Origin of the sequence: Shinella sp. HY16 (assembly GCF_028534175.1) — a bacterium.
In the GTDB taxonomy this organism is placed as follows: domain Bacteria; phylum Pseudomonadota; class Alphaproteobacteria; order Rhizobiales; family Rhizobiaceae; genus Shinella.
Genome location: NZ_JAHYXL010000001.1, coordinates 1,044,182 through 1,066,744, shown reverse-complemented (window position 1 = coordinate 1,066,744; position 22,563 = coordinate 1,044,182). Strand labels below are relative to the sequence as shown.

Here is a 22,563-nt window from a genome sequence, read left to right as displayed (position 1 = left end):
CCTTCTGCCTCCCCATTTTGTTCAACGGCGGTTCAGCTTGCCGGCGCTAAAAGTCGGACAACAGCACGTGGTACAGAAAGGAACGAGGACATGGCCTATGTATACAAGGGCACGAATGGAGATGATTACGTCGTCCAGAACTCCCGCACCGAGGTGGAAATCTACACCTATGGCGGCGATGACGAAATCGTTCTGAACCGTACCGACAGCCGGGGCGGCCTCAACTATGTGGAAGCCGGCAGCGGCAACGATCTCGTGCGCAACAGCTTCGAAGGCGGCAACGATATCTTCCTCGGCTCGGGCGACGACGTCTACAAGCACAGCGGCGCGGCCAAGGCCAGCGGTGAGTATGACAAGGTCAGCGGCGGCGACGGCAACGATCGATTCGAAGTGAAGACCCTGTCCAGCGACTACTGGGGCGATAGCGGCAACGACACCTTCTACTCGGTCGGCTATCGCAACGCGTTCAACGGCGGTTCCGGCACCGACACGGTCAACTATTCGCTGCAGGATTCCTCCAGCGAGAAGGGTCGTGGCATCTATGTCGATCTCGACAAGGGCTTCGCGAAGGCCGTCGACGGACGCAACGAGGAACTGACGAGCATCGAAAACGCCACAGGCACCCGCTCCAATGACACGCTGATCGGCACCGGCGGCAACAACACGCTGCGCGGCGGCAACGGCAACGACCAGCTGGAAGGCCTCGGCGGCAACGACCGGCTCTATGGCGGCTCCGGCAAGGACATCCTCTACGGCGACAGCGGCAATGATGACCTTTACGGCGACAGCGGCAATGACCGGCTCTACGGCGGTTCGGGCAATGACGACCTTCTGGGCGGTTCGGGCAATGACCTGCTCGTCGGCGACAGCGGCAACGACTTCCTCGTCGGCGGCACCGGCGCCGATACGTTCCGCTTCATCAAGACATCCGACAGCAAGGTCGGCTCGCAGCGCGACGTGATCGACGACTTCAAGCCGGAGAGCGAAGACGACGTCATCGACCTCAAGAGCATCGACGCCGACACCGGCCGAAGCGGCAACAACGCCTTCCACTTCATCGGAAAGAGTGCGTTTTCCGGTGAAGCGGGCGAGCTGCGTTATTCGGGCACGATCATCTCCGGTGACGTCAATGGCGACGGGCGGGCTGATTTCGAGATTGACGCCGGCCTCACACGCTACTATTCGAGCGACTTCCTGCTCTAAGCTCCGCCCCTGGCACAGGGGGCGCTCCCGAGCTTGTCATGCCGCACGCGCCAGCAACGCGTGCGGCATTTCTGTTTCAGGGCCGCGCGGACGGCAGCGCATGCAGCGCCGCGTTCAACCAGCTCCATGCCCTGTCCGATGCAGCCGTATCGACGTCCCCGCGCAGGACGGCGAGCAGCTGCCGGTAGCGGCCCATGCGGCCAGACTGGTTGTCATACTGGGCAAAGTGCCAGTCGAGAAACGCCCCGTCGGGTACGCGGCCCATTGCCTGCGCCGATTCGATGAGCCAGGCGGACGCGATCGCCTGCCCTTCCCTGCCGGTTGGCGACTGATTCGCGGCGATCGCCGCCTGGACGGCCTCATAGGCGCGCAGCGAAGCCTCCCGGTATGCATCCGAATCAAGGGCGCCGTTCCAGAACGCAGCCATCTGCGCCTGCAACTGGTGACCGAAATCCTCGTCTTCGAGCATGCCCGCAAGATCCGTCCAGGCCACGACCTGCTCCGGCGTCGGATCGTCGGGCAGTTCCGGAACGCTCGTTTCGATCATGCGCTGGCGCCATTGCGCATCCATCTTCGCGCCGTCGGCGATTCGATCGACGAATCGCTCGAGAAGGGCCTGCATCTGTCTGTTGCTCACATTCGCCATGGTCCAAAGCCTCCTCAGGTCATCATCGGCGGGATTGGGCAGACGAAGTGTTGCACGAAGCACGGCGGCCATGCGCCGTTTGGCTGATATCTCCGCCTCGAGAACATCGAGCCGGGCGCTCAGCACATCCGACAACGTCAGCCGGCGGGCAAGCAACCGCGCAATGGCGGCGAGGCCGACGCCCGCTTCGCGCAGGGCGCGAATGAGGTCGAGCCGGGCGACATCCGCCTCGCTGTAGATCCGGTAATTGCCAGCCGAGCGATCGCTTGGCGGCAGGAGACCCTTGTCGGAATAGTAGCGGATGCGGCGGACGGATTGCCCCGAAAGCCGCGCCAGTTCACCGATCGTGTAAAACTTCGTTCCCATGGCAGTCCTATTGCGGCCTCCACCCGGTGGAGGGTCAACGGCGTTTCCTTAAATGATTTTTCCCGCCAAACGAAAACCGCCAGCGCCCTTTCGGGCACTGGCGGTTTTCTTTCCGGATGCTGGGCCGGCGCTGTGTTTACGTGCGGGCGGCCAGGCGGTCGATCGCGTTCTGCGTCGAGGTGCCGAAGTCGCCGTCGATCGGGCCGCTATAGTAGCCGCGATCCCTGAGGATCTGCTGGAACTCCTTGCGGAACTGCGGCGTGAAGTTCGCCGGCGAGCCCTTGAGTTCCTGCAGCTTGCCCTGGTCGCCGCCCTCGACGCTGGCGGCGGCCCAGCGGGCGGCCTCCTTGGCGTTGGCGCGGGTGCCGAGGCCCTGGTCGTAGAGGCGGGAGAGATTGCCCATGGCATAGGTGTTGCCGCCATTGGCCGCCTTCTCGTACCAGTCGCGTGCCTGGGCGTAGTCCTGCTTCACGCCGTTGCCGACGTCGTAGAGCCAGCCGATCGAGGCCATCGAATAGTAGTCGTTGAAGGCCGCGGCCTTCTCGTACCACTTGCGCGCCTCGGCATAGTCGACCGCGACGCCGAGGCCGGACTGATAGGCATAACCGACGGAAGACATCGCGTTGACGTCACCGCCCTCGGCACCCTTCACGTACCAGTCGAGCGAGGCGTTGTAGTCGCGCGCCGTACCGAGGCCTTCGCGGTAGAACCAGCCCATGGTGGCCTGTGCATTGGCATAACCCTGTTCGGCCGCCTTGCGATACCACTTGATGGCCTCTTCATAGTCCTTGCGCGTGCCGTTGTAGCCTTCGCGGTAGAGCCAGCCGAGCGAGGCCTGGGCATAGGGGTTGCCGGCATTCGAGGCCTGCTCGAACATGCGCGTGCCCTTGGCCATGTCGACCGGGCCGTCCGTGCCGTAGATCGAATACCAGGCAAGGTTGGTCAGCGCATAGAGGTTCCCCTCGTCGGCAGCCTTCTGGTAGTGCTCGCGCGCCTTCGGGAAGTTCTTTGCCGCGTCGTGGGCACGACCCAGCATGTTACGGATCGAGTTGTCCGACGGGGAGGCATTGAGCGCCGCCTCGCAGACCGGAATCGCACGGCCGTAGTCGATCTGCGCGAAGAGCTTTCCGAGGAAGCCCGGGCGCAGGTTCGGTTCGCCGGCAAGTTCGTAGCACTGGTCGGCGTCCGAACCGCTGAGGGTCACCGTCGACTGGCTGTTGTCGGTGGTGGTCGTGTTGGTGTTCGTCAGCGAGCTGCTGTCGTTGCGGCCGGTGGCCAGCTTGTCGATGGCAGCGAGCGTCGCGGCGCCGAACTCACCATCGGAGGAACCGCTGTAGTAGCCGCGCTCCTTCAGGAGGTTCTGCATTTCCTTGCGGAAGGCGACCGTGAAGTTGCCCGGGTTGTCCTTCAGCTCCTTCAGCTTGTTGGCGTCGCCGCTTTCGACCGAGGCAGCGGCCCAGCGGACGGCCTCCTTGGCATCGGCCGGTGTGCCGAGGCCCTGGTCGTAGAGGCGAGACAGGTTGCCCATGGCATAGGCGCTGCCGGCATTGGCGGCCTTTTCATACCAGTAGCGGGCTTCGACATAGTCCTGCTTCACGCCGTTGCCGACGTCATAGAGCCAGGCGAGCGAGGCCATCGAGTAGGAATCGCCGATATTGGCGGCCTTCTCGTACCAGACCTTGGCTTCGGCATAGTTCTGCGACGTGCCGAGGCCGTTCTGGTAGGCCCAGCCGAGCGAGGACATGGCGTTGGCGTCGCCGGCGTCCGCCGCCTTGCGATACCAGTTGAGCGACTGGACGTAATCCTGCGAGACGCCGAGGCCCTCGCGGTAGAACCAGCCCATGGTGGCCATGGCGTTGGCATAGCCCTGGTTGGCCGACTGCTGGTACCACTTCACCGCCTCGTTATAGTCCTGGCGGGTGCCGCCATAACCTTCGCGGTAGAGCCAGCCGAGCGAGGCCTGGGCATAGGAATTGCCGGCCGTCGAAGCCTTTTCGAACATCGACAGGCCCTTGGCGACATCGACCGGGCCATCCGTGCCGTAGACCGAGAACCAGGCGAGGTTCGTCAGGGCATACATGTTGCCGAGCTCGATCGCCTTCTCGTAGTTGCGGCGGGCTTCGACATAGTTGCGGTCGGCGTCATGCGCGCGGCCGAGCAGGTTGACGAGCATGCCGTCGGACGGATTCTCGTTGACGGCCTGCGCGCAGGCGGCGAGTGCCCGCTTGGCATCGATCTTGAGGAAGTTGACACCCATGAAGCCGGGCAGCGACTGCGGCTCGCCGGCAAGAAGGAAACAGTCGCGCGAGGCGGGTGTTTCCTTGCCGGCCACGTTGACGCTCAGGCCTTTTTTGGGCTCCAGCGCGGCAATCAGCGTTTCGGCGTCGCTGCGATGGCGGCTATCGGGATAACGCTCGATGAAGCGCTGCAGGGCGGCCGCGTCCGTTGATTCCTTCAGGGCCTCCCATGCGATGCCGGCCGCATCCTGCCCATCGTTCTGGGTGGCCTCCTTGAGGCTGGCGAGCTTCTTTTCCGCCAGCATCTTGTAGACCGGATCCTTGCCGTGCTTTTCGATAAAGGCGTTGATCAGGTCTTCGTCGGCGAGGTCGCGGATGTTCTGCCAGTCGGCAGCCGCTTCGGACTGGCCGTTGGGCGAGATCTCCTGCGTGTTGCCGCTGTTGGTGACGTTGATGTTCACTTCCTTGATGTTCAGGAAGATCTGCGCGCCGCCGAGCGAACCATAGACGAAGGGTTCCTGCTCGCGGTTGGTGGCTTCCACCACCTCGTCGCGCACCTTGCCGAGCGCGATGCGCACGTCGAGGCCCGGTTCCGTCAGGTATTTCGAAAGGGCGGTGGCAAACGGGCTGTTCTTGCCCTCGCCGTCCAGCGCCACCGTGCCGGCCTTGGAGGCGAAGGCGATCAGCGTGTCGGCCGATTCGGGCTCGACCCGGGCAAGGCCGCGCGTGACGGCGCGGGTGCCGATCGAGCGCGTCATCGAGGCGGAGAACGGATTGTTGCGGCAAGCATCGAGGATGAAGAGCTTGAGCTTCTTGGCGCCCTCCAGCGAGCGCTGCACGCGGTCGATGGCGACGCTCTCGTCCTCGACGTCGCGGTCGCTCTTCAGCGCTGCATCGACGGGGATCAGGTAGTTGATCCCGTTCATCTCCATGGCGTGGCCGGAGTAGTAGACCACGGCCATGTCCGCATCGACGGACTCGTCCTCGAACTCGCGCAGCGCCTTCACCATGGCGGAGCGGTCGAGATCCAGAACGGTCTTGACGGAATCGAAGCCTGCGCTCTCGAACGAGGCGCGCATCAGCTCCACATCGTTCGCAGGATTGTTGAGCTGGGCGGTCTCTTCGTATTTCTGATTGCCTATCAGCAGTGCAACGCGCTTCGCCTCTGCGGCGTTCGCGTTGAACACGACGACAGCAATCGAGACGAAGAGGACCGGCGCCCAGCGTCTCTGTATCTGCTTTCTCATGCCCTTCCCTCCGGCATTATTGCCGAGAGTATTACGTATGGCCCCCACCGTTTCAATGTGCGGGCGGCCGGATTTTTTTGGTCCGGCCGCCGAAAGGTCACGCTGCGGCGATCTCGACCCAGCGGCTTTCGCGGAAAGATTGCGCCATGGCATGCACCGACTTCTCGATGCGCAGGCCGTGGTTGAAGTCGATGGAATGCGAGGCCATGCCCGCGATGGCGGCAATCAGCTCGCGGCACTCGATGATCTTGAGATCGTTGAAGCCTAGGCCATGGCCGGGGGCCGGAATGAACCGGTCATAGGGCTTGTGGTGCGGGGCCGTCAGGATTGTGGAAAAGCCCTGCTCGGTCGCGCGACCGTCCACCGTATAGAGCTGGAACTCGTTCATGCGCTCCTGGTCGAAAAGGATCGACCCCTTCGAACCGTAGATCTGCAGCGCGATGCGGCCCTTGCGTCCCCAGGCCGAGCGGTTGGCCATCAGCACGCCGGAAATGCCGCCGGGAAGGCGCATCAGCACGCTGGCGATATCGTGGTTCTCCACGGCGCGGCGGCCGCCCTCCTTGAGCGGACGGTCGGCATAGGGCTTTGCCAGCGAGGCGATCACCGCCTCGACATGGCCGAACAGGCTCCAGAGCAGCGAAAGCGGGTGCACGGAAAAATCGTCGAGCGCGCCATACCCGGACGAAGCCTCGCTTTTCCAGTAGAACGGCGCCTCGGGATCCGCCATGAAATCCTCGTCCATCTCGACGCGGACATGGTTCACCGTGCCGATCACACCTTCGTCGATGAGCGAGCGGATGTGCCGCAGGACCGGGTTCTGGATATAGTTGTAGCCCATGACCGCGACCTTGCCGGAAGAACGCTGGGCGGCAAGCATGCGCTCGGCATCGGCCAGCGCCGGCGCCATCGGCTTTTCGCACCAGACGTGTTTTCCCGCTTCCAGCGCGGCGATCGCCATCTCTGCGTGGAACTGGTTCGGCGTCGTCACCGAGATCACGTCGACTTCGGGATCGGCAAGCAGCGCGCGCCAGTCGGCAGTGGATTTCGCAAAGCCGAATTCGCGGGCGCGGCTGGTGGCAAGCTCCGCATTGGCTTCCGCCAGATGCACGAGACGCGGGCGCTCAACATCGCCGAAGACCGCGCTGACATTGTTCCAGGCGAGCGCATGGCACTTGCCCATGTAGCCGGTACCGATCAGTCCTATTCCCAAGGCCTTCATGCCGTCTCCTCCACCTGCCAGGGTTGCCTTTCCACGCGAATGCGGCCGCAAAACCGTTACGCATTCGCGCCGGATTTGCTCTATATCTCGCCGCATGGCGTCGTCGGCTCCATGCATAGCGGGAAAGATTTGGAACGAAAACTATCTTTTCTGAAAATATGGAATATTTATTTCGTTTGTCGCAGAATGGCCGCACGAGGGAGGATAGAACCATGAACAGCACCGAAGCGGCCCTTGCGCGTGTACCGCGCGATTTCGACAGCCTGCGTAGCGTCATCATCGAGCGCAAGGTGAGCATGCCCAAGCGCCTGGCGCAGGTGGCGGCCTATGCGCTTTCCAACCCGGACGAGATGGCCTTCGGCACTGCGGCGAGCATCGCGACGGCGGCCGACGTGCAACCTTCCACGCTGGTACGTCTCGCCCACCATCTCGGCTATGAAGGCTTTTCCGACCTGCAGAACGTCTTTCGCGCCCGGCTGCGAGACCGTACGCTCTCCTACGAAGAGCGCCTGCTCTCTCTCGAGGCGGGGCCGGCATCCAACAGCGACACGGAGCTGCTTTCCGGCTTCCTGACCGCCGCCAGCCAGTCCGTCGCGCGGCTTGCCAGCACCATCGACGGCGAAACCTTTTCGAGATCGGTCGATCTCCTGGCGCGGGCCGAGACGATCTATCTCGTTGCCAAGCGCCGCTCCTATCCGCTGACGGCGCATATCGCCTATGCTCTCGGCAAGCTCGGCATCCGCCATCAGATCATCGCCTCGCCGAACGGCATCGATGCCGAGATGGCGCAGTTCGCTACCGGCAAGGATGCGGTGATCGCCGCGAGCTTCGCCCCCTATGCCGCCGAAAGCCTGACGCAGGCACAGGAGCTGGCCGCCCGTGGCGTGCCGATCGTCGCCATCACCGACTCGGTCTTCTCCCCCCTCGCCGCGTCGGCCACCCACTGGTTCGAGGTTTCCGAGGCGGATTATGCCGGCTTCCGTTCGCTCTCGGCCTCCATGGCGCTTGCCATGGCGCTGCCGGTCGCCATTGCCGAGAAGCGGCGCAGCCTCATGCGATCCTCGAAGTGAAATGCTGCAGAATGGAAACGGAATGAATATTCCGAATTGACATAATAATGGAATTCATGTTTCATTTTCTTCACGGACCGCCGCACTCCGAATGACGGCGCCGCGAGACCGGGAGGAAGACATGCCGCACACTGACCGCGACCAGGGCCAGGACAAGACGCTCGACGTCATCACGATCGGCCGCTCGTCCGTCGATCTCTACGGCCAGCAGCTCGGCACGCGCCTGGAGGATACCGCCTCCTTCGCCAAATCCGTCGGCGGCTGCCCGGCCAACATCGCCATCGGCACTGCCCGCCTCGGCCTAAAGTCTGCACTCATCACCCGCGTCGGCGACGAGCAGATGGGCCGCTTCATCCGCGAACAGTCCGCCCGCGAAGGCGTCGATGTCGATGGCATCAAGACCGACAAGGCGCGGCTGACGGCGCTCGTGCTGCTCGCCATCGAGGCCGAAGGCGTCTCGCCGATGATCTTCGTGCGCACCGACTGTGCCGACATGGCCCTCGACGAGGGCGACGTCGACGAAGCCTTCGTACGCTCCTCCCGCGCGGTTCTCGTTTCCGGCACGCATTTTTCCCGCCCCAACACCGAGGCTGCCCAGCGCAAGGCGATCCGCATTGCCAAGGCGAGTGGCGGCAAGGTCATCTTCGACATCGACTACCGCCCGAACCTCTGGGGCCTTGCCGGCCATGCAGAAGGCTTCGAGCGCTATGTGAAGTCCGATCGTGTCTCCGCCATCCTGAAATCCGTGCTGCCGGATTGCGACCTCATCGTCGGCACCGAGGAAGAGATCATGATCGCGTCGGGCGCCGACGACGTGCTTTCGTCACTGAAAGCCATCCGTGCCGTCTCGGCCGCGACGATCGTGCTGAAGCGCGGCGCCATGGGCTGCATCGTCTATGACGGCCCGATCTCCGACGATCTGGAGGACGGCGTCGTCGGCCAGGGTTTTCCCATCGAGGTCTACAACGTGCTCGGCGCGGGCGATGCCTTCATGTCGGGCTTCCTGCGCGGCTGGCTGAAGGGCGAGGATCACAAGACCTCCGCCACCTGGGCCAATGCCTGCGGTGCCTTTGCCGTCTCGCGCCTGCTCTGCTCGCCGGAATATCCAAGCTGGGATGAGCTGACCTACTTCCTGGAAAACGGCAGCAAACACCGGGCGCTGCGCAAGGACGAGGCGATCAACCACATCCACTGGGCGACCAACCGCAAGCAGGACGACATACCGCTGCTGATGGCGCTTGCCTGCGACCATCGCATGCAGCTCGTCGACGTCGCCGACGAACTCGGCGTGCCGCACGAGAAGATTTCCGAATTCAAGCGCCTGACCGTCCAGGCCGCCGCGCGGGTCGCCGACGGCCGCCCCGGCTACGGCATGCTGATCGACGAGCGCTTCGGCCGCGACGCCTTCTTCGACGCGGCGACCCAGAACTTCTCCTGGCTCGGCCGGCCGGTGGAACTGCCGGGCTCCAAGCCGCTGCGCTTCGAGTTCAGCCAGGATATCGGCTCGCAGCTCGTCGAATGGCCGCTCGACCATTGCATCAAGTGCCTGTGCTTCTATCATCCCGACGATCCGGCCGCGCTCAAGACGGAACAGCAGGAGAAGCTGCGCACGCTTTTCGAAGCCGCGCGCCGCGTCGGGCGTGAACTGTTGATCGAGATCATCGCGGGCAAGAACGGGCCGCTCAAGGATGATACGGTGTCGAGGGCGATGCAGGAGCTTTACGATCTCGGCATCAAGCCGGACTGGTGGAAGCTGGAACCGCAGGCGTCCAGCCGCGCCTGGGAGAACATCGAGGCCGTCATCGCTGAAAACGACAGCTATTGCCGCGGCATCGTGCTGCTCGGTCTCGAGGCGCCGACGGAAGAGCTGGTGAAGGCCTTCGAGGCGACCAAGGTGGCACCGGCCGTCAAGGGTTTTGCCGTCGGCCGCACGATCTTCGTCGATGCCGCCCGCGCCTGGATGGCGGGAAAGATCGACGACGAGGCGGCGGTGTCGGATATGGCCGACCGCTTCCGCGCGCTGACCGACGCCTGGCTGCGGACCCGCAGCCGTTAAAGACAGGGCAATCCCGGAAGACCCGAGGCGGTTCGCCCGGTCAGGGATTGCGGCAAGCAAGAGAATTCGGGAGGAACACCATGGCAAAGACGATCCGGCTGACGATGGCGCAGGCCATCGCACATTTCCTGAAGGCGCAGATGACGGTCGTGGACGGCAAGACGGTACCGATCTTCGCCGGCGTCTGGGGCATTTTCGGCCACGGCAACGTCGCCGGCATGGGCGAGGCGCTGTACCAGGTGCGCGAAGACCTGCCGACGCTGCGCGCCCACAACGAACAGGGCATGGCGCATGCCGCGGTCGCCTTCGCCAAGGCGAGCTTCCGCCAGCGCTTCATGGCCTGCACGACCTCGATCGGTCCCGGCGCCCTGAACATGATCACCGCTGCCGGCGTCGCCCATGTCAACCGCCTGCCGGTTCTGTTCCTGCCCGGCGATGTCTTCGCCAACCGCATTCCCGATCCCGTCCTCCAGCAGATCGAGAACTTCGGCGACGGCACCGTCTCCGTCAACGACGCCTTCCGCTGCGTCTCGCGCTATTTCGACCGCATCACCCGGCCGGAGCAGATCATCTCCGCGCTGAAGCGCACCATGCAGGTCCTCACCGATCCGGTCGATTGCGGCCCGGTGACGCTTTCGCTCTGCCAGGACGTGCAGGCCGAAGCCTATGACTATCCGGCAAGCCTCTTTGCGCAGAAGGTCTGGACGCAGCGCCGGCCGCGACCGGACAGCGACGAGCTAGCCGCCGCCATCGCCACGCTGCGCAAGGCGGAAAAGCCGCTGATCATCGCCGGCGGCGGTGTGCTCTATTCGCAGGCGACCGCCGAGCTGAAGGCCTTTGCCGGCATGCACGGCATTCCGGTCGCCGTCACCCAAGCTGGCAAGTCGGCGCTGCCGGACGACCATCCGCTCTGCATGGGTTCGGTCGGCGTCACCGGCACCTCGGCCGCCAATGCCTTTGCCGAAGAGGCGGACGTCATCCTCGCCGTCGGCACCCGCATGCAGGACTTCACCACCGGCTCCTGGGCGCTGTTCAAGAACGATGCCGTGACGATGATCGGCCTCAACACCACCGCCTTCGACGCCGCCAAGCACAACAGCCAGCCGCTCGTCGCCGATGCGCGCGAGGGCCTGACGCTGCTCTCCGAGGCGCTCGGCGGCTGGAAGGCCCCGGCAGCGGTGGAGGCGGCCGCAAAATCCCGCAAGGCGGAATGGATGGCCGCCGCCAACCGGGCAACCGCCGCCACCAATGCGGCCCTGCCCTCCGATGCGCAGGTCATCGGCGCGGTGCAGCGGTCGATCGGCGGGGAGAATTCGGTTCTCGTCTGCGCGGCCGGCGGCCTGCCGGGCGAATTGCACAAGCTGTGGCAGGCCGTGAAACCGGGCGGCTACCACATGGAATACGGCTTCTCCTGCATGGGCTACGAGATTGCCGGCGGCCTCGGCGTCAAGCTGGCACGGCCGGAGGCCGATGTCGTCGTCATGGTCGGCGACGGCTCCTACATGATGATGAACTCCGAGCTGTCGACCTCCATCATGCTCGGCCAGAAACTGACGATCGTCGTACTCGACAACCGCGGCTATGGCTGCATCAACCGGCTGCAGATGGCGACCGGCGGCGCGAACTTCAACAACCTCCTGAAGGACTCGATGATCGAGATGATGCCGGATATCGACTTCCGGGCGCATGCCGAAAGCATGGGCGCGGTCGCCGTCAAGGTCTCCTCCATCGCCGATCTCGAGACGGCCATCCAGCAAAGCAAGGGCAACGACCGCACCTCCGTCATCGTCATCGACACCGACCCGCTGATCACCACAAAGGACGGCGGCCACTGGTGGGATGTCGCGGTTCCCGAAGTGAGCGCGCGCGACGAGGTCAACACTGCACGCGAGGCCTATGTGAAGGCGCTCGAAGCCCAGCGGATCGGCTAGGACAGACAACGCCCTCCCTCGCTTCGGTCATCCTCGGGTCAAATCCGGGGATGACCGAAGCGAGGGAGGGAGCAACAAGGACAAGGGAGGCCGTTGCCTCCCGCAAGGAGACGATAATGAAAGCCAAACTCGGCATGTCGCCCATCGCCTGGTGGAACGACGACCTTCCGGAGCTCAGCGACGACGTATCCCTGGAAGAATGCCTGCGGCAGTCGCGCAGCGCCGGCTTCACGGGCATGGAGAAGGGCCGCCGCTTTCCCGAGGACCCGGCCGTCATGCTGCCCATCCTGCGTGCGGCCGACGTGACGCTGTGCGGCGGCTGGTTCTCCGGCACGCTGGTCGACGAGGCGCTTTCGGCCAACAAGGATCGCATCCTGCCGATGATCGACCTGTTCAAGGCGGTCAATGCGCCCTGCATCGTCTATGGCGAAGTCGCCCGCTCCATCCAGGGCGACCGCTCCAAGCCGCTCGCCACCAAGCCAAAACTCTCCGACGACGAGATGAAGGCCTATGGCCGCCGCCTCACCGAATTCGGCGAATGGTGCGCTGACCAGGGCATGCCGCTGTCCTATCACCACCACATGGCCGCCGTCGTCGAGACCGAACCGGAACTCGACGCCTTCATGAAGAATTCGGGCGAAGGCATTCCGCTGCTGCTCGATGCCGGTCATCTTGCCTTTGCCGGCGGCGATGTGCTGCGCGCCATCGACAACCACCATGCCCGCATCAACCATGTGCATGTCAAGGACATCCGCCGTTCCGTCGTCGACGGGCTCGACCGCACGAAACAGTCCTTCCTTGATGCCGTGGCGCTGGGCGCCTTCACCGTTCCGGGCGACGGCTCGCTCGATTTCGGCGCCATCGTGCAGCGTTTCGCCGACTATGGCTATGAAGGCTGGTTCGTCGTCGAGGCCGAGCAGGACCCGCGCACGGCACCGCCGCAGAAGATGGCCGAGGTCGGGTATGCGGAATTGATGCGCGTCATGACGGCGGCGGGTTATACCGTGGAGACGGAAGGGTTTCCGAAAGGATAACCCTTCCCCCGATGCCGACTGAAAGGAAGAAGCCCATGTCGACCCTGCTCATCAAACCCGAAGGCTACCATGGCCGCGTCAGCCATGTGACACCCGAAAGCGCCGGCTGGACCTATGTCGGCTTCGACGTGCACCGCATGAAGCCGGGTGAAATCCTGGCCGCCGAGACGGGAAGCCGCGAGGTCTGCCTCGTGTGGATCTCCGGCAAGGGCAAGGCGACGGCGGCGGGCCAGGATTTCGGCATCCTCGGCGAGCGCATGAGCCCGTTCGAGGGCGCGCCGCATGCACTCTACATCCCGGCCAATTCCAACTGGTCGGTGACGGCGGAAACGGATCTCGAACTTGCCGTCTGCTCGGCCCCGGGCGGCGGCGACCACAAGGCCAAGGCCATTCCGCCGGGCACGCATCCAAAGGTCAGCCGCGGCAAGGGCTCGAATGTCAGGCATGTCCACAACATCATGCCGGAAGACGACAATTCGGCCCATTCGCTGCTCGTCGTGGAGGTGATCACGCCGAGCGGCAACACCTCGTCCTACCCTTCGCACAAGCACGACCAGGACAATCTTCCGCACGAAAGCTTCCTGGAGGAAACCTATTACCACCGCCTCAACCCGCCGCAGGGTTTCGCGTTCCAGCGCGTCTATACGGACGACCGTTCGCTCGACGTGGCGATGGCGGTGGAGGATGGCGACGTGACGCTGGTGCCGAAAGGCTACCATCCCTGCGCCACCATCCACGGCTATGACCTCTATTATCTCAACGTGATGGCCGGGCCGAAGCGCGTGTGGAAGTTCCACAACGCCAAGGAGCACGAGTGGCTGCTGGCGTAGGCGCCGCCTACCGCTTCCACTTGCGCGTCAGGCCCCAGGCTTTCGCAATCTCCAGCGTCGAGGAAAAGCCGGTTTCCAGCATGAAGGGTTCGATGGCAGCGGCGTAACCGCCGCCCTCGCCGCGCTCCACCGGCGTGCCGTGACCCATGCCGTCGATCTCGTGGAAGGTGACGAGCGGCTTGCCCTCCTTGTCGGGCCAGATGCGCGTGCGACGGCCCTTCATGCGCTTTTCCACGAAGGCCTCCTTCGGCAGGCGGTAGAGGTCGCGCCATTGCTCGACCAGCGCGAGGCCGTTCGACAGCGCGACGGTTTCGTCCGCCGTGCCGTGCCAGATCGAGATGGCCGGCTTGCGCGCCATGCGCGGGGAGACGGCACGCACCAGATCGCTCCATTCGCGCGGGCTCCTTTCCGGCGCCTCGCCCATGGCATCGAAGGCGCGGGTGGCGTCGCGCGCGGCACCGAAGGGCAGCCCGGCGATGATCGCACCGCCGGCAAAGAGCTCGGGATAATTGGCGAGCATCGCCGCCGTCATCGCGCCGCCGGCGGAAAGACCGGTGATGAAGATGCGCTCCGGATCGCTTGTCGCGCGTTCAGCCGTATGGGCCACCATCTGGCGGATCGACATTAGCTCGCCGCGGTCGCGCGTCACCTCGCTCGGCCGGAACCAGGTGAAACAGAGCCGCGGATTGTTCGCCTCGCGCTGCTGGGCATAGACGACCGAAAAGCCGCGCTCTTCGGCAAGCGACGCCCAGCCGGCTGCCCGATCATAACTTTCGGCATCCTGCCGGCAGCCGTGCAGCACCAGAACGAGCGGCCGGCCGGCCGGAAGCCCCTCCGGAATATGCTCGAACATCAGAAGGCAGCCCGGATTGCTGCCGAAGCCGGTGACTTCGACGAGCCCGGAGGAGCCGGCCGGACGGCGACGGGTGGCGGGCGCCTTGCGCTCCGGACTGCGCTGGAACGGCCAGAACAGGTCACCCAGCCGCGCTTCGGTCGGCAGCAGCCGTTCGACCGATCGCTTGAAGCGGTCCCGCATGCTTGGCCTCTCTTTCGTGGAATTGCTCATCGTCAGGTTACTTGCTCATCCGGCGCGGCAGGATCAAGGCAAAACGGGAAAAATGCGGGGGACGGCTCATTCTCCAGACTCATGAGGGCATTCATAAATAGCCAAAGCGTTTGCCGATCCGGTTCGTTCCCGGCCTTTCGGAGAGGGGCAAGCTGATGTAGCACTTCTGCAACGACAAAACCGCGACAGGAGGACATCCATGAGCGAGCATCACAGCGCCACCCCACAGCAGGCCCGCGCCAAGATGGCGCCCTTCGACTGGGCAGACCCCTTCCTCCTGGAGGACCAGCTCACCGACGAAGAGCGCATGATCCGCGACACGGCCCGCGCCTATTGCCAGGACAAGCTCGCTTCGCGCGTCACCGAAGCCAACCGCCACGAGATCTTCCACCGCGAGATCATGAGCGAGATGGGCGAACTCGGCCTGCTCGGCCCGACGGTTCCGGAAGAATATGGCGGCGTCGGCGCCAACTACGTCTCCTACGGCCTCGTCGCGCGCGAAGTCGAACGCGTCGATTCGGGCTACCGCTCGGCCATGTCCGTGCAGTCCTCGCTCGTCATGCATCCGATCTTCGCCTTTGGCACGGAAGAGACCCGCAAGAAGTACCTGCCGAAGCTCGCCTCCGGCGAATGGGTCGGCTGCTTCGGCCTCACCGAGCCCGACCACGGCTCGGACCCCTCCTCCATGATCACCCGCGCCAAGAAGGTCGACGGCGGTTACCTCATCTCGGGTGCCAAGAACTGGATCACCAATTCGCCGATCGCCGATGTCGCCGTCGTCTGGGCGAAGTCCGACGCGCATGACAACAAGATCAAGGGCTTCGTGCTGGAGCGCGGCATGAAGGGCTTCGAGACGCCGAAGATCGAGGGCAAGTTCTCGCTGCGCGCCTCGGCGACGGGCATGATCATGATGCAGGACGTCTTCGTGCCCGAGGAAAACCTGCTGCCCGAGGTCGCCGGCCTTGCCGGTCCCTTCGGTTGCCTCAACCGTGCCCGCTACGGTATCGCCTGGGGCGCCATGGGCGCCGCCGAATTCTGCTGGCATGCCGCGCGCCAGTACACGCTCGACCGCAAGCAGTTCGGCAAGCCGCTCGCCGCCACCCAGCTCATCCAGAAGAAGCTCGCCGACATGGAGACCGAGATCGCTCTCGGCCTGCAGGGCGCGCTTCGCCTCGGCCGCCTCTTCGACGAGCACCGCGCCCCGGCCGAACTCATCTCGCTGATGAAGCGCAACAATTGCGGCAAGGCGCTCGACATCGCCCGCGTCGCGCGCGACATGCACGGCGGCAACGGCGTTTCGGACGAATACGGCGTCATCCGCCACGTCATGAACCTCGAGGCGGTCAACACCTACGAGGGCACTCACGACATCCACGCCCTTATCCTCGGCCGTGCCCAGACGGGTCTCCAGGCCTTCCAGTAAGCCATTCCGGCTTTTCCGGCTCCGACGGCCGCTTGCTCGAATGCAAGCGGCCGTCTTCACGTTTTGTCCATCCCGTTTCGGTACACTCGGTCACGAGCCACAGGAGCGGGAGGGAGCCATGCCCCTCGAACACATCCACGACCAGCTTCGCCTGCGCCACCCCAAGCGCAGCTTCGTCCAGTATCGCATCGACAGGCCGGGCTTCGTCACGCCGATCGGCCATCACCTCAGCACGGCGATGCGCTACACCTGCCTCATCCGCAGCATTTCCAGCGCCGGCGCGGTGCTTTCGATCAACAAAGCGCTGACCCTGCCGGAGAACTTCTATCTGGAGATCCACGGCATCCGCGACGAGATCCCCTGCACGGAGTTCAAGCGCGACGGCGAGGAGCTGGTGGTGCGCTTCAACATGTTTCTCGATGCGGATTTTCTCGACCTCGTGCTCGGCCGGACGCCCCAGGACCACGACGCCTGAGCGGCGGCTGTGCCGAAAAGCGGAACACTTAAACTTTTAAGCATTTGTTTTAACGAAACAAAATAATCGCCTGCGACACTCTGCCCGTCTCTGTCGGACATGACGTCCTCTTTGGGAGAAAGCGGCAATGAGTGACGACGCAAAGCAGCGCATAGGCGCAGGCCTCTACGAACGGAAATGGGAACGGTTCGCGGTCAACCGGCAAGGCATGCTGATGACGGTCGGTTTCGACCTGATGGCGCCCAAGACACGCACATGCAAGCTGATCGACATATCGCTCGGCGGCGCGAGTTTTATCGTCAACACGACGATCGGTCTGCCGCTGCACTATTACCTTTCCATCGTCGGTGTCACCTCACGCATCGGCTGCGCGGAAGTCTACCGCAACGACAACCGCATCGGCGTGCAGTTCATCAAGGAGATCGACGAAGAACTCCTGCGCATGATCGTGCGGTCGGATTACTTCACCGGCGGCATTACCGGCCGCCTCAAGCAGCCGGAGCGGCGTTACATGACGGGCGTGGAGAAGAAGGCCGGCATCGGCTCGGCAGCCAACTGAGCGTTTCCCCGCCCCGCATTATTGGCTAGGCTGCCGCCGGGAAACCGATTCCGGCGGCGTGGTCTTGCGGCGCATCGGCAGCGGCCTCCCGCATCCGTGTCGATCGATCCCAGCAGGTCCCATGTCCGCATTCTCCCGCTTCACCGCCCTCGCCCAGTCCCTGCCCGCAACGGTGCCCTTCGTCGGGCCGGAAGCCATCGAGCGCAACCGCGGCCTGGCCGTGCGCGCCCGCATCGGCGCCAACGAGAGCGGCTTCGGCCCGGCACCGTCCGTGCTGGAGGCGATGAGCGCCGCCGCCGGCACCACCTGGATGTATGCCGACCCGGAGAATTTCGAGCTACGGGAGGCGCTTGCCCTGCATCACGGCATTTCGCGCGACAACATCGCCATCGGCGGCGGCATCGACGGGCTGCTCGGCGAGATCGCACGGCTGGTCATCGAGCCGGGCACGCCGGTCGTCACCTCGCTCGGCGGCTATCCCACCTTCAACTATCATGTGAACGGGTTCGGCGGACGGCTCGTCACCGTGCCCTATGTCAACGACCGGGAGGACCTCGACGGCCTGCTCGAAGCCGTGCGGCGGGAAAACGCGCCGCTGGTCTATTTCGCCAATCCGGACAATCCGATGGGAAGCTGGTGGGACGCCGACAGCGTCGTCTCCTTCGCGCGGGCGCTGCCGGAAACGACGCTGCTCATTCTCGACGAAGCCTATGGCGAGACGGCACCGATGGGCACCATTCCGGCGATCAGTGCACTGATCGGCCAGCCGAACATCTTGCGCATGCGCACGTTCTCGAAGGCCTACGGCCTTGCCGGCGCGCGGATCGGCTACGCGATCGGCACGCTCGGCAATGCGCAGGCCTTCGACAAGATCCGAAATCATTTCGGCATGGCCCGGATTTCGATCGAGGCGGCACTCGCCGCGCTGAAGGATCAGGCCTACCTTGCGGACGTCATCGCCCGTATCGCCGCGTCCCGCGAACGCATCTCGCAGATCGCGCGGTCCAGCGGCCTCGCTCCCCTCGCCTCCGCCACCAATTTCGTCACCATCGATTGCGGCCGGGACGGCACCCACGCCCGGGCCATTGTCGATGGTCTGATGGAACATGGCGTCTTCATCCGCATGCCGGGCGTCGCCCCCCTCAACCGATGCATCCGCATCAGCGTCGGGCCGGAAAACGATATGGCGTTGCTCGAGGAAGCGTTGCCGCAGGTTTTGAAGCAAATAGCGAACAGTGAATAGCAAATTGGGGCGTTGCCGTTTCCACGGTCTTCTTGACGCTTGCCTATTCGCTGCTCCCTGTTCGCCAGTCGCCTGTCAATGAACCGTCATCCACTCGCGGGCGGCGCGCAGCGCCAGGGCGAGGTCGGTCTTCGTCATCGTCGCGGCAAGGTCGGCGCGCAGCTCCGCGGCGCGTTCGCAACCCTTGATAGCGGCGATGTTGAGCCATTTGTGTGCCTGTACCACATCGACGGCGCAGCCGCGGCCGGTGGCATACATGAGGCCCATGTCGCAGAAGATTTCGGCGCGGTTCTCGCCGCCCGTCATGGCGGCCGTTTCGGTGTTCTGAAAGTCAAAGCGTGCCATTTCGATTGTCCCTGTCTACCTGGTTTTCTGCTCGTATTGTCCTGTTTTACCTGCCCTTTCGGGCCTCTTCCGGCGCCTGCCGTCTTGTGCGGCCTTGGTCTTCCGTCAGAGTTTTGCCGGCGGGTTTTCCCTGCTCGTCTTATGGCTCCACTATGCCGCGGGCCTTTCAAAATGCGCTTAAAATGCATGCTTAATTTGAGACAAACAAAGTCCAAACGCTTGGTAAAATTGGGTTTTCGTTAAACATCGAAAGCGCTGGAAACCGCGGCATTTGCTTCAAAATTTACCGATTGTTCAACCGCCGATTTCAACCTTTCGCTAACCACGCAAACCGGTCGGATTTTTCCAGGGCGCATTTTTCCACACCGCCAGCATCAAAGACCGCGCACGAATCCGCCTTTCCAGCATGTTTACTTTTACGTTCGCGTAAGACACTATTCCCACCGCATTCTGGAGGAGGAAGCACATGAACCTGAAGACATGGATCGCCGCGGCATTGCTCGCCGTTCCCGGCACGACCCTCGCCGCCGAGCCGATCGAGGGCAACTGGAAGACCGCCAGCGGCGAGACCGCGGCAATCGCCAGATGCGGCGGCAGTTTCTGCATCACATTGAAAACCGGGAAATTCGCCGGCAAGCGCATCGGCAAGCTGGACGGCGCCGGCGTGGACTATTCCGGTTCGATCACCGACCCGGCCGCGGACAAGACCTATAGCGGCTCCGGCGCGGTCAGCGGCAATTCGCTGAAGATGAAGGGCTGCGTCCTCAAGGTGCTCTGCAAGTCGCAGACCTGGTCGCGGCTTTGAACGGACAGGGGTGAAGAAACCGGCCGGCGCCCCGGCGCCGGTATACCCACCCGACTGCGGCTCTGTGCAGAGGCCCTCCGCCCTTGCTGCTGCCGATTTGCATTCCCAGATGAAAACAGCGGCCTTTCAGGCCGAACACGGGCTTCAGAACCGCTCGGTGTATGCCAATCGCCTCGCGTGATGGGCGACGGCATTCTGGACATGCGCCGCGCCTGCCGCCGCTCCGCGCGGCCTGCTCCCCCCCCTTTTGGCGCGATCACAGCTTTCCTGAACGGGAGATGAACCGACCTCTCAGGGAGCGTTCAGTCCCGCAATGCGACAAGGGCCACACTGAAACATTTCACTGAGGGACGACACCATGGACATCCTCGCACGCCGCCTGACGATCATCACCCTGCTGATGGCCATTTTTGCGATCATGCTCGCCGCCGCGGTCGAAACCGACTACCGCCGCAGCACGCACAACACCACGGGCAAGCTCGTCGCCTGCATGGCGCCGGACATGTGCCGCGCCTCGCTCTGATCCTTTCCCCAAGACGCCGGAACACGCCGTGATGACGACCGCCCTGACCCATACCTGCGCCACGGCCCTGCGCATTCTCGCCCTCTCGGCGATGCTGATCACCCCGGTCGGCGCGCTCGCCTGGAGCAATGCCGGCGGCCTCGGCATCGAAAAACAGGGCGCAGGCCTCGTGCTCTTCGTCACGCTCCAGCGCCAGTCGATGAGCTGAGAATACGCTTTCCCCTTCTGCCGTCCGTGCTAAACCGGTCAGGCCAGCGCATAGCCCTTCGGTAAAAATCCGGGAGCGGGCCGAGCGCAGATCGAACGCCTGCCCCTGGAGCCCGGATGAAATCCCTTCTCGTCTTTTCCCTTGCGGCCCTTGCCGAGATCGCCGGATGTTTCGCCTTCTGGGCGTGGTGGCGGCTCGACAAGTCCATTCTGTGGCTCGTGCCCGGTATGGTCTCGCTCGCGCTTTTCGGCTGGCTGCTGACGCAGGTCGACAGCGCCTTTGCCGGCCGCGCCTATGCGGCCTATGGCGGCGTCTATATCGCCGCCTCGCTCCTCTGGCTCTGGCTTGCCGAGGGGCTTCGCCCCGACCGCTTCGATGCGGCGGGCGCGGCGCTGGCGCTGGTCGGTGCCGGCATCATTCTGGCAGCCCCGCGCTAGGACCGATCGACATTCAGCCCGTACCGGCCTGCAAACGGCACGGGTTGAATGTCGATCGGTCCTGAGGCTTGCGGGCGCGCTGAAGTTGTCGTTTGCTTGTCAAACAACAACACTTATAGTGATTCATGAGCAAACGAATCTTCTCCCCCAGGCCCCTTTCCTTCGCAACGCCCGAGCCCTATGAGCCCCGTTCCTTCGAGGATCCGGTGGCCGCGGTCGACGCCCTTCAGGCCCTTTACGACCGCAACACGACCTTTCTGACGAATGCCTTCGTCTCGCTCGGCAAGAACGGTACGCCCGACAAGCGGTTCCGCGCCTGCTACCCGCAGGTCTCCATCGAGACGACCAGCTTCGGCCATGTCGATTCCCGGCTCTCATACGGCTATGTCGCCTCGCCCGGCGTCTACACGACCACCATCACCCGTCCGAAGCTCTTCCGGCACTATCTCAAGGAACAGCTCGGCCTCCTGATGCGCAACCACGGCGTTCGCGTCGTGGTATCGGAATCGACGACGCCGATCCCGCTGCATTTCGCCTTCGGCGAAGGTGCCTATGTCGAGGCGGAGATCGCCGAGGGCATCGAGCTGCCATTGCGTGATCTCTTCGACGCGCCGGACCTCACCACCACCGACGACGAAATCGCCAACGGCGCCTATGAGCCCGGTCCCGGCGAGCCCTCGCCGCTCGGGCCGTTCACCGCGCAGCGCATCGATTATTCGCTCGCCCGTCTCAGCCACTATACGGCGACGAGCGCCAACCATTTCCAGAACTTCGTGCTCTTCACGAACTACCAGTTCTATGTCGACGAGTTCTGCGCCTGGGCGCGCCTGCAGATGGCCGAAGGTGGCAACGGCTACACGACCTTCGTCGAGCCCGGCAACATCGTCACGCCCGCCGGCGCCGACAAGCCGGAGACCGATCTGACGCTCGCCCGCCTGCCGCAGATGCCGGCCTACCATATCAAGAAGAAGGGCCATGGCGGCATCACGCTCGTCAATATCGGCGTCGGCCCCTCCAATGCCAAGACGATCACCGACCACATCGCCGTGCTGCGTCCGCATGCCTGGCTGATGCTCGGCCATTGCGCAGGCCTCAGGAACAGCCAGACGCTCGGCGACTACGTGCTCGCCCATGCCTATGTGCGCGAGGACCACGTTCTCGACGACGACCTGCCGGTCTGGGTGCCGATTCCGGCGCTCGCCGAAGTGCAGGTGGCGTTGGAAAGCGCTGTGGAAGAGGTGACGGGCCTCGAAGGCTACGACCTGAAACGTATCATGCGCACCGGCACCGTCGCCACCATCGACAACCGCAACTGGGAACTGCGCGACCAGCGCGGCCCCGTCAAACGCCTCTCCCAGTCCCGCGCCATCGCGCTCGACATGGAATCCGCGACCATCGCCGCCAACGGCTTCCGCTTCCGCGTGCCCTACGGCACCCTGCTCTGCGTGTCCGACAAGCCGCTGCACGGCGAACTGAAGTTGCCGGGCATGGCGACGGCATTTTACCGGACGCAGGTGAACCAGCATCTGCGGATCGGCATCCGGGCGCTGGAGAAGCTCGCAGGCATGCCGACGGAGAAGCTGCATTCACGCAAGCTCAGGAGCTTCTTCGAGACGGCGTTTCAGTGATTTTATTGTAAG

Annotated in this window: 20 protein-coding genes; 15 read left to right on the top strand and 5 right to left on the bottom strand. The window is 64.0% G+C overall.

Translation table 11 applies throughout. The features are described 5' to 3' along the window. The first annotated feature begins 90 nt into the window (after positions 1-90). Positions 91-1,203 carry a calcium-binding protein gene (locus K0P03_RS05270; RefSeq protein ID WP_023515466.1) on the top strand — a complete coding sequence of 371 codons (1,113 nt, stop codon included), beginning with the start codon at positions 91-93 and terminating at the stop codon, positions 1,201-1,203. A 76-nt stretch (positions 1,204-1,279) separates the two neighbouring features. On the opposite strand, the gene K0P03_RS05265 is transcribed toward K0P03_RS05270, so the two are convergent. From K0P03_RS05265 to K0P03_RS05255, 3 genes are all read right to left on the bottom strand, one after another. Further along, positions 1,280-2,215 carry a MerR family transcriptional regulator gene (locus tag K0P03_RS05265; protein WP_272789083.1) on the bottom strand — a complete coding sequence of 312 codons (936 nt, stop codon included), beginning with the start codon at positions 2,213-2,215 and terminating at the stop codon, positions 1,280-1,282. A 136-nt stretch (positions 2,216-2,351) separates the two neighbouring features. Then, positions 2,352-5,699 (bottom strand): caspase family protein, encoded by a 3,348-nt coding sequence (locus K0P03_RS05260; RefSeq protein ID WP_023514735.1) that lies wholly within the window; start codon positions 5,697-5,699, stop codon positions 2,352-2,354. 97 nt (positions 5,700-5,796) lie between these two features. Beyond that, positions 5,797-6,918 carry a Gfo/Idh/MocA family protein gene (locus tag K0P03_RS05255; RefSeq protein WP_272789082.1) on the bottom strand — a complete coding sequence of 374 codons (1,122 nt, stop codon included), beginning with the start codon at positions 6,916-6,918 and terminating at the stop codon, positions 5,797-5,799. 212 nt (positions 6,919-7,130) lie between these two features. Between K0P03_RS05255 and K0P03_RS05250 the strand changes: the two genes are divergently transcribed. The 5 genes from K0P03_RS05250 to iolB all read left to right on the top strand — a co-directional run bounded on the left by K0P03_RS05250 (position 7,131) and on the right by iolB (position 13,839). After that, a complete protein-coding gene (locus K0P03_RS05250; protein WP_023513771.1) occupies positions 7,131-7,988 on the top strand; it encodes a MurR/RpiR family transcriptional regulator in 858 nt (285 codons plus the stop codon). A gap of 121 nt (positions 7,989-8,109) precedes the next feature. Continuing rightward, positions 8,110-10,044 carry a bifunctional 5-dehydro-2-deoxygluconokinase/5-dehydro-2-deoxyphosphogluconate aldolase gene (locus K0P03_RS05245; RefSeq protein WP_272789081.1) on the top strand — a complete coding sequence of 645 codons (1,935 nt, stop codon included), beginning with the start codon at positions 8,110-8,112 and terminating at the stop codon, positions 10,042-10,044. A gap of 80 nt (positions 10,045-10,124) precedes the next feature. Further along, positions 10,125-11,975, top strand: a complete 1,851-nt coding sequence (iolD, locus tag K0P03_RS05240) for a 3D-(3,5/4)-trihydroxycyclohexane-1,2-dione acylhydrolase (decyclizing) (RefSeq protein ID WP_272789080.1) — start codon at positions 10,125-10,127, stop codon at positions 11,973-11,975. A gap of 116 nt (positions 11,976-12,091) precedes the next feature. Continuing rightward, positions 12,092-13,009 (top strand): myo-inosose-2 dehydratase, encoded by a 918-nt coding sequence (gene iolE / locus K0P03_RS05235; RefSeq protein WP_272789079.1) that lies wholly within the window; start codon positions 12,092-12,094, stop codon positions 13,007-13,009. A gap of 35 nt (positions 13,010-13,044) precedes the next feature. Next, complete coding sequence (gene iolB, locus K0P03_RS05230; protein ID WP_272789078.1) at positions 13,045-13,839, top strand: 5-deoxy-glucuronate isomerase; 795 nt, start codon at positions 13,045-13,047, stop codon at positions 13,837-13,839. Between the two features lie 7 nt (positions 13,840-13,846). On the opposite strand, the gene K0P03_RS05225 is transcribed toward iolB, so the two are convergent. Continuing rightward, the gene (locus K0P03_RS05225) at positions 13,847-14,875 is read right to left on the bottom strand and encodes an extracellular catalytic domain type 1 short-chain-length polyhydroxyalkanoate depolymerase (RefSeq protein WP_165909290.1); all 1,029 of its coding nucleotides are present in this window, start codon (positions 14,873-14,875) and stop codon (positions 13,847-13,849) included. A 229-nt stretch (positions 14,876-15,104) separates the two neighbouring features. On the opposite strand from K0P03_RS05225, the gene K0P03_RS05220 reads away from it, so the two are divergent. The 4 genes from K0P03_RS05220 (at position 15,105) to K0P03_RS05205 (ending at position 18,605) form a co-directional block, all read left to right on the top strand. Further along, positions 15,105-16,328, top strand: a complete 1,224-nt coding sequence (locus K0P03_RS05220; protein ID WP_023513777.1) for an acyl-CoA dehydrogenase — start codon at positions 15,105-15,107, stop codon at positions 16,326-16,328. Between the two features lie 118 nt (positions 16,329-16,446). Further along, the gene (locus tag K0P03_RS05215; RefSeq protein ID WP_024270735.1) at positions 16,447-16,803 is read left to right on the top strand and encodes a hypothetical protein; all 357 of its coding nucleotides are present in this window, start codon (positions 16,447-16,449) and stop codon (positions 16,801-16,803) included. A 127-nt stretch (positions 16,804-16,930) separates the two neighbouring features. After that, positions 16,931-17,362 (top strand): PilZ domain-containing protein, encoded by a 432-nt coding sequence (locus K0P03_RS05210; protein ID WP_023512392.1) that lies wholly within the window; start codon positions 16,931-16,933, stop codon positions 17,360-17,362. 121 nt (positions 17,363-17,483) lie between these two features. Next, positions 17,484-18,605 carry a pyridoxal phosphate-dependent aminotransferase gene (locus K0P03_RS05205; RefSeq protein ID WP_023512393.1) on the top strand — a complete coding sequence of 374 codons (1,122 nt, stop codon included), beginning with the start codon at positions 17,484-17,486 and terminating at the stop codon, positions 18,603-18,605. A 75-nt stretch (positions 18,606-18,680) separates the two neighbouring features. Here K0P03_RS05205 and K0P03_RS05200 read toward each other — a convergent pair whose 3' ends face one another. Continuing rightward, positions 18,681-18,950, bottom strand: a complete 270-nt coding sequence (locus tag K0P03_RS05200; RefSeq protein WP_024270734.1) for an SEL1-like repeat protein — start codon at positions 18,948-18,950, stop codon at positions 18,681-18,683. Between the two features lie 466 nt (positions 18,951-19,416). Between K0P03_RS05200 and K0P03_RS05195 the strand changes: the two genes are divergently transcribed. From K0P03_RS05195 to K0P03_RS05175, 5 genes are all read left to right on the top strand, one after another. Next, complete coding sequence (locus K0P03_RS05195; RefSeq protein ID WP_272789077.1) at positions 19,417-19,755, top strand: DUF2147 domain-containing protein; 339 nt, start codon at positions 19,417-19,419, stop codon at positions 19,753-19,755. Between the two features lie 358 nt (positions 19,756-20,113). Then, positions 20,114-20,278 carry a hypothetical protein gene (locus K0P03_RS05190; RefSeq protein ID WP_023516590.1) on the top strand — a complete coding sequence of 55 codons (165 nt, stop codon included), beginning with the start codon at positions 20,114-20,116 and terminating at the stop codon, positions 20,276-20,278. Between the two features lie 31 nt (positions 20,279-20,309). Further along, entirely contained in the window at positions 20,310-20,486 is a 177-nt protein-coding gene (locus K0P03_RS05185) for a hypothetical protein (protein ID WP_023516589.1), read from the top strand. Between the two features lie 116 nt (positions 20,487-20,602). After that, positions 20,603-20,923: a YnfA family protein gene (locus K0P03_RS05180; protein WP_023516588.1), complete on the top strand. Its 321-nt coding sequence runs from the start codon at positions 20,603-20,605 to the stop codon at positions 20,921-20,923. Positions 20,924-21,048: 125 nt separating this feature from the next. Next, on the top strand, positions 21,049-22,551 hold the full coding sequence (locus tag K0P03_RS05175; RefSeq protein ID WP_050746569.1) for an AMP nucleosidase: 1,503 nt from the start codon (positions 21,049-21,051) through the stop codon (positions 22,549-22,551). The last annotated feature ends 12 nt before the right edge of the window (positions 22,552-22,563 follow it).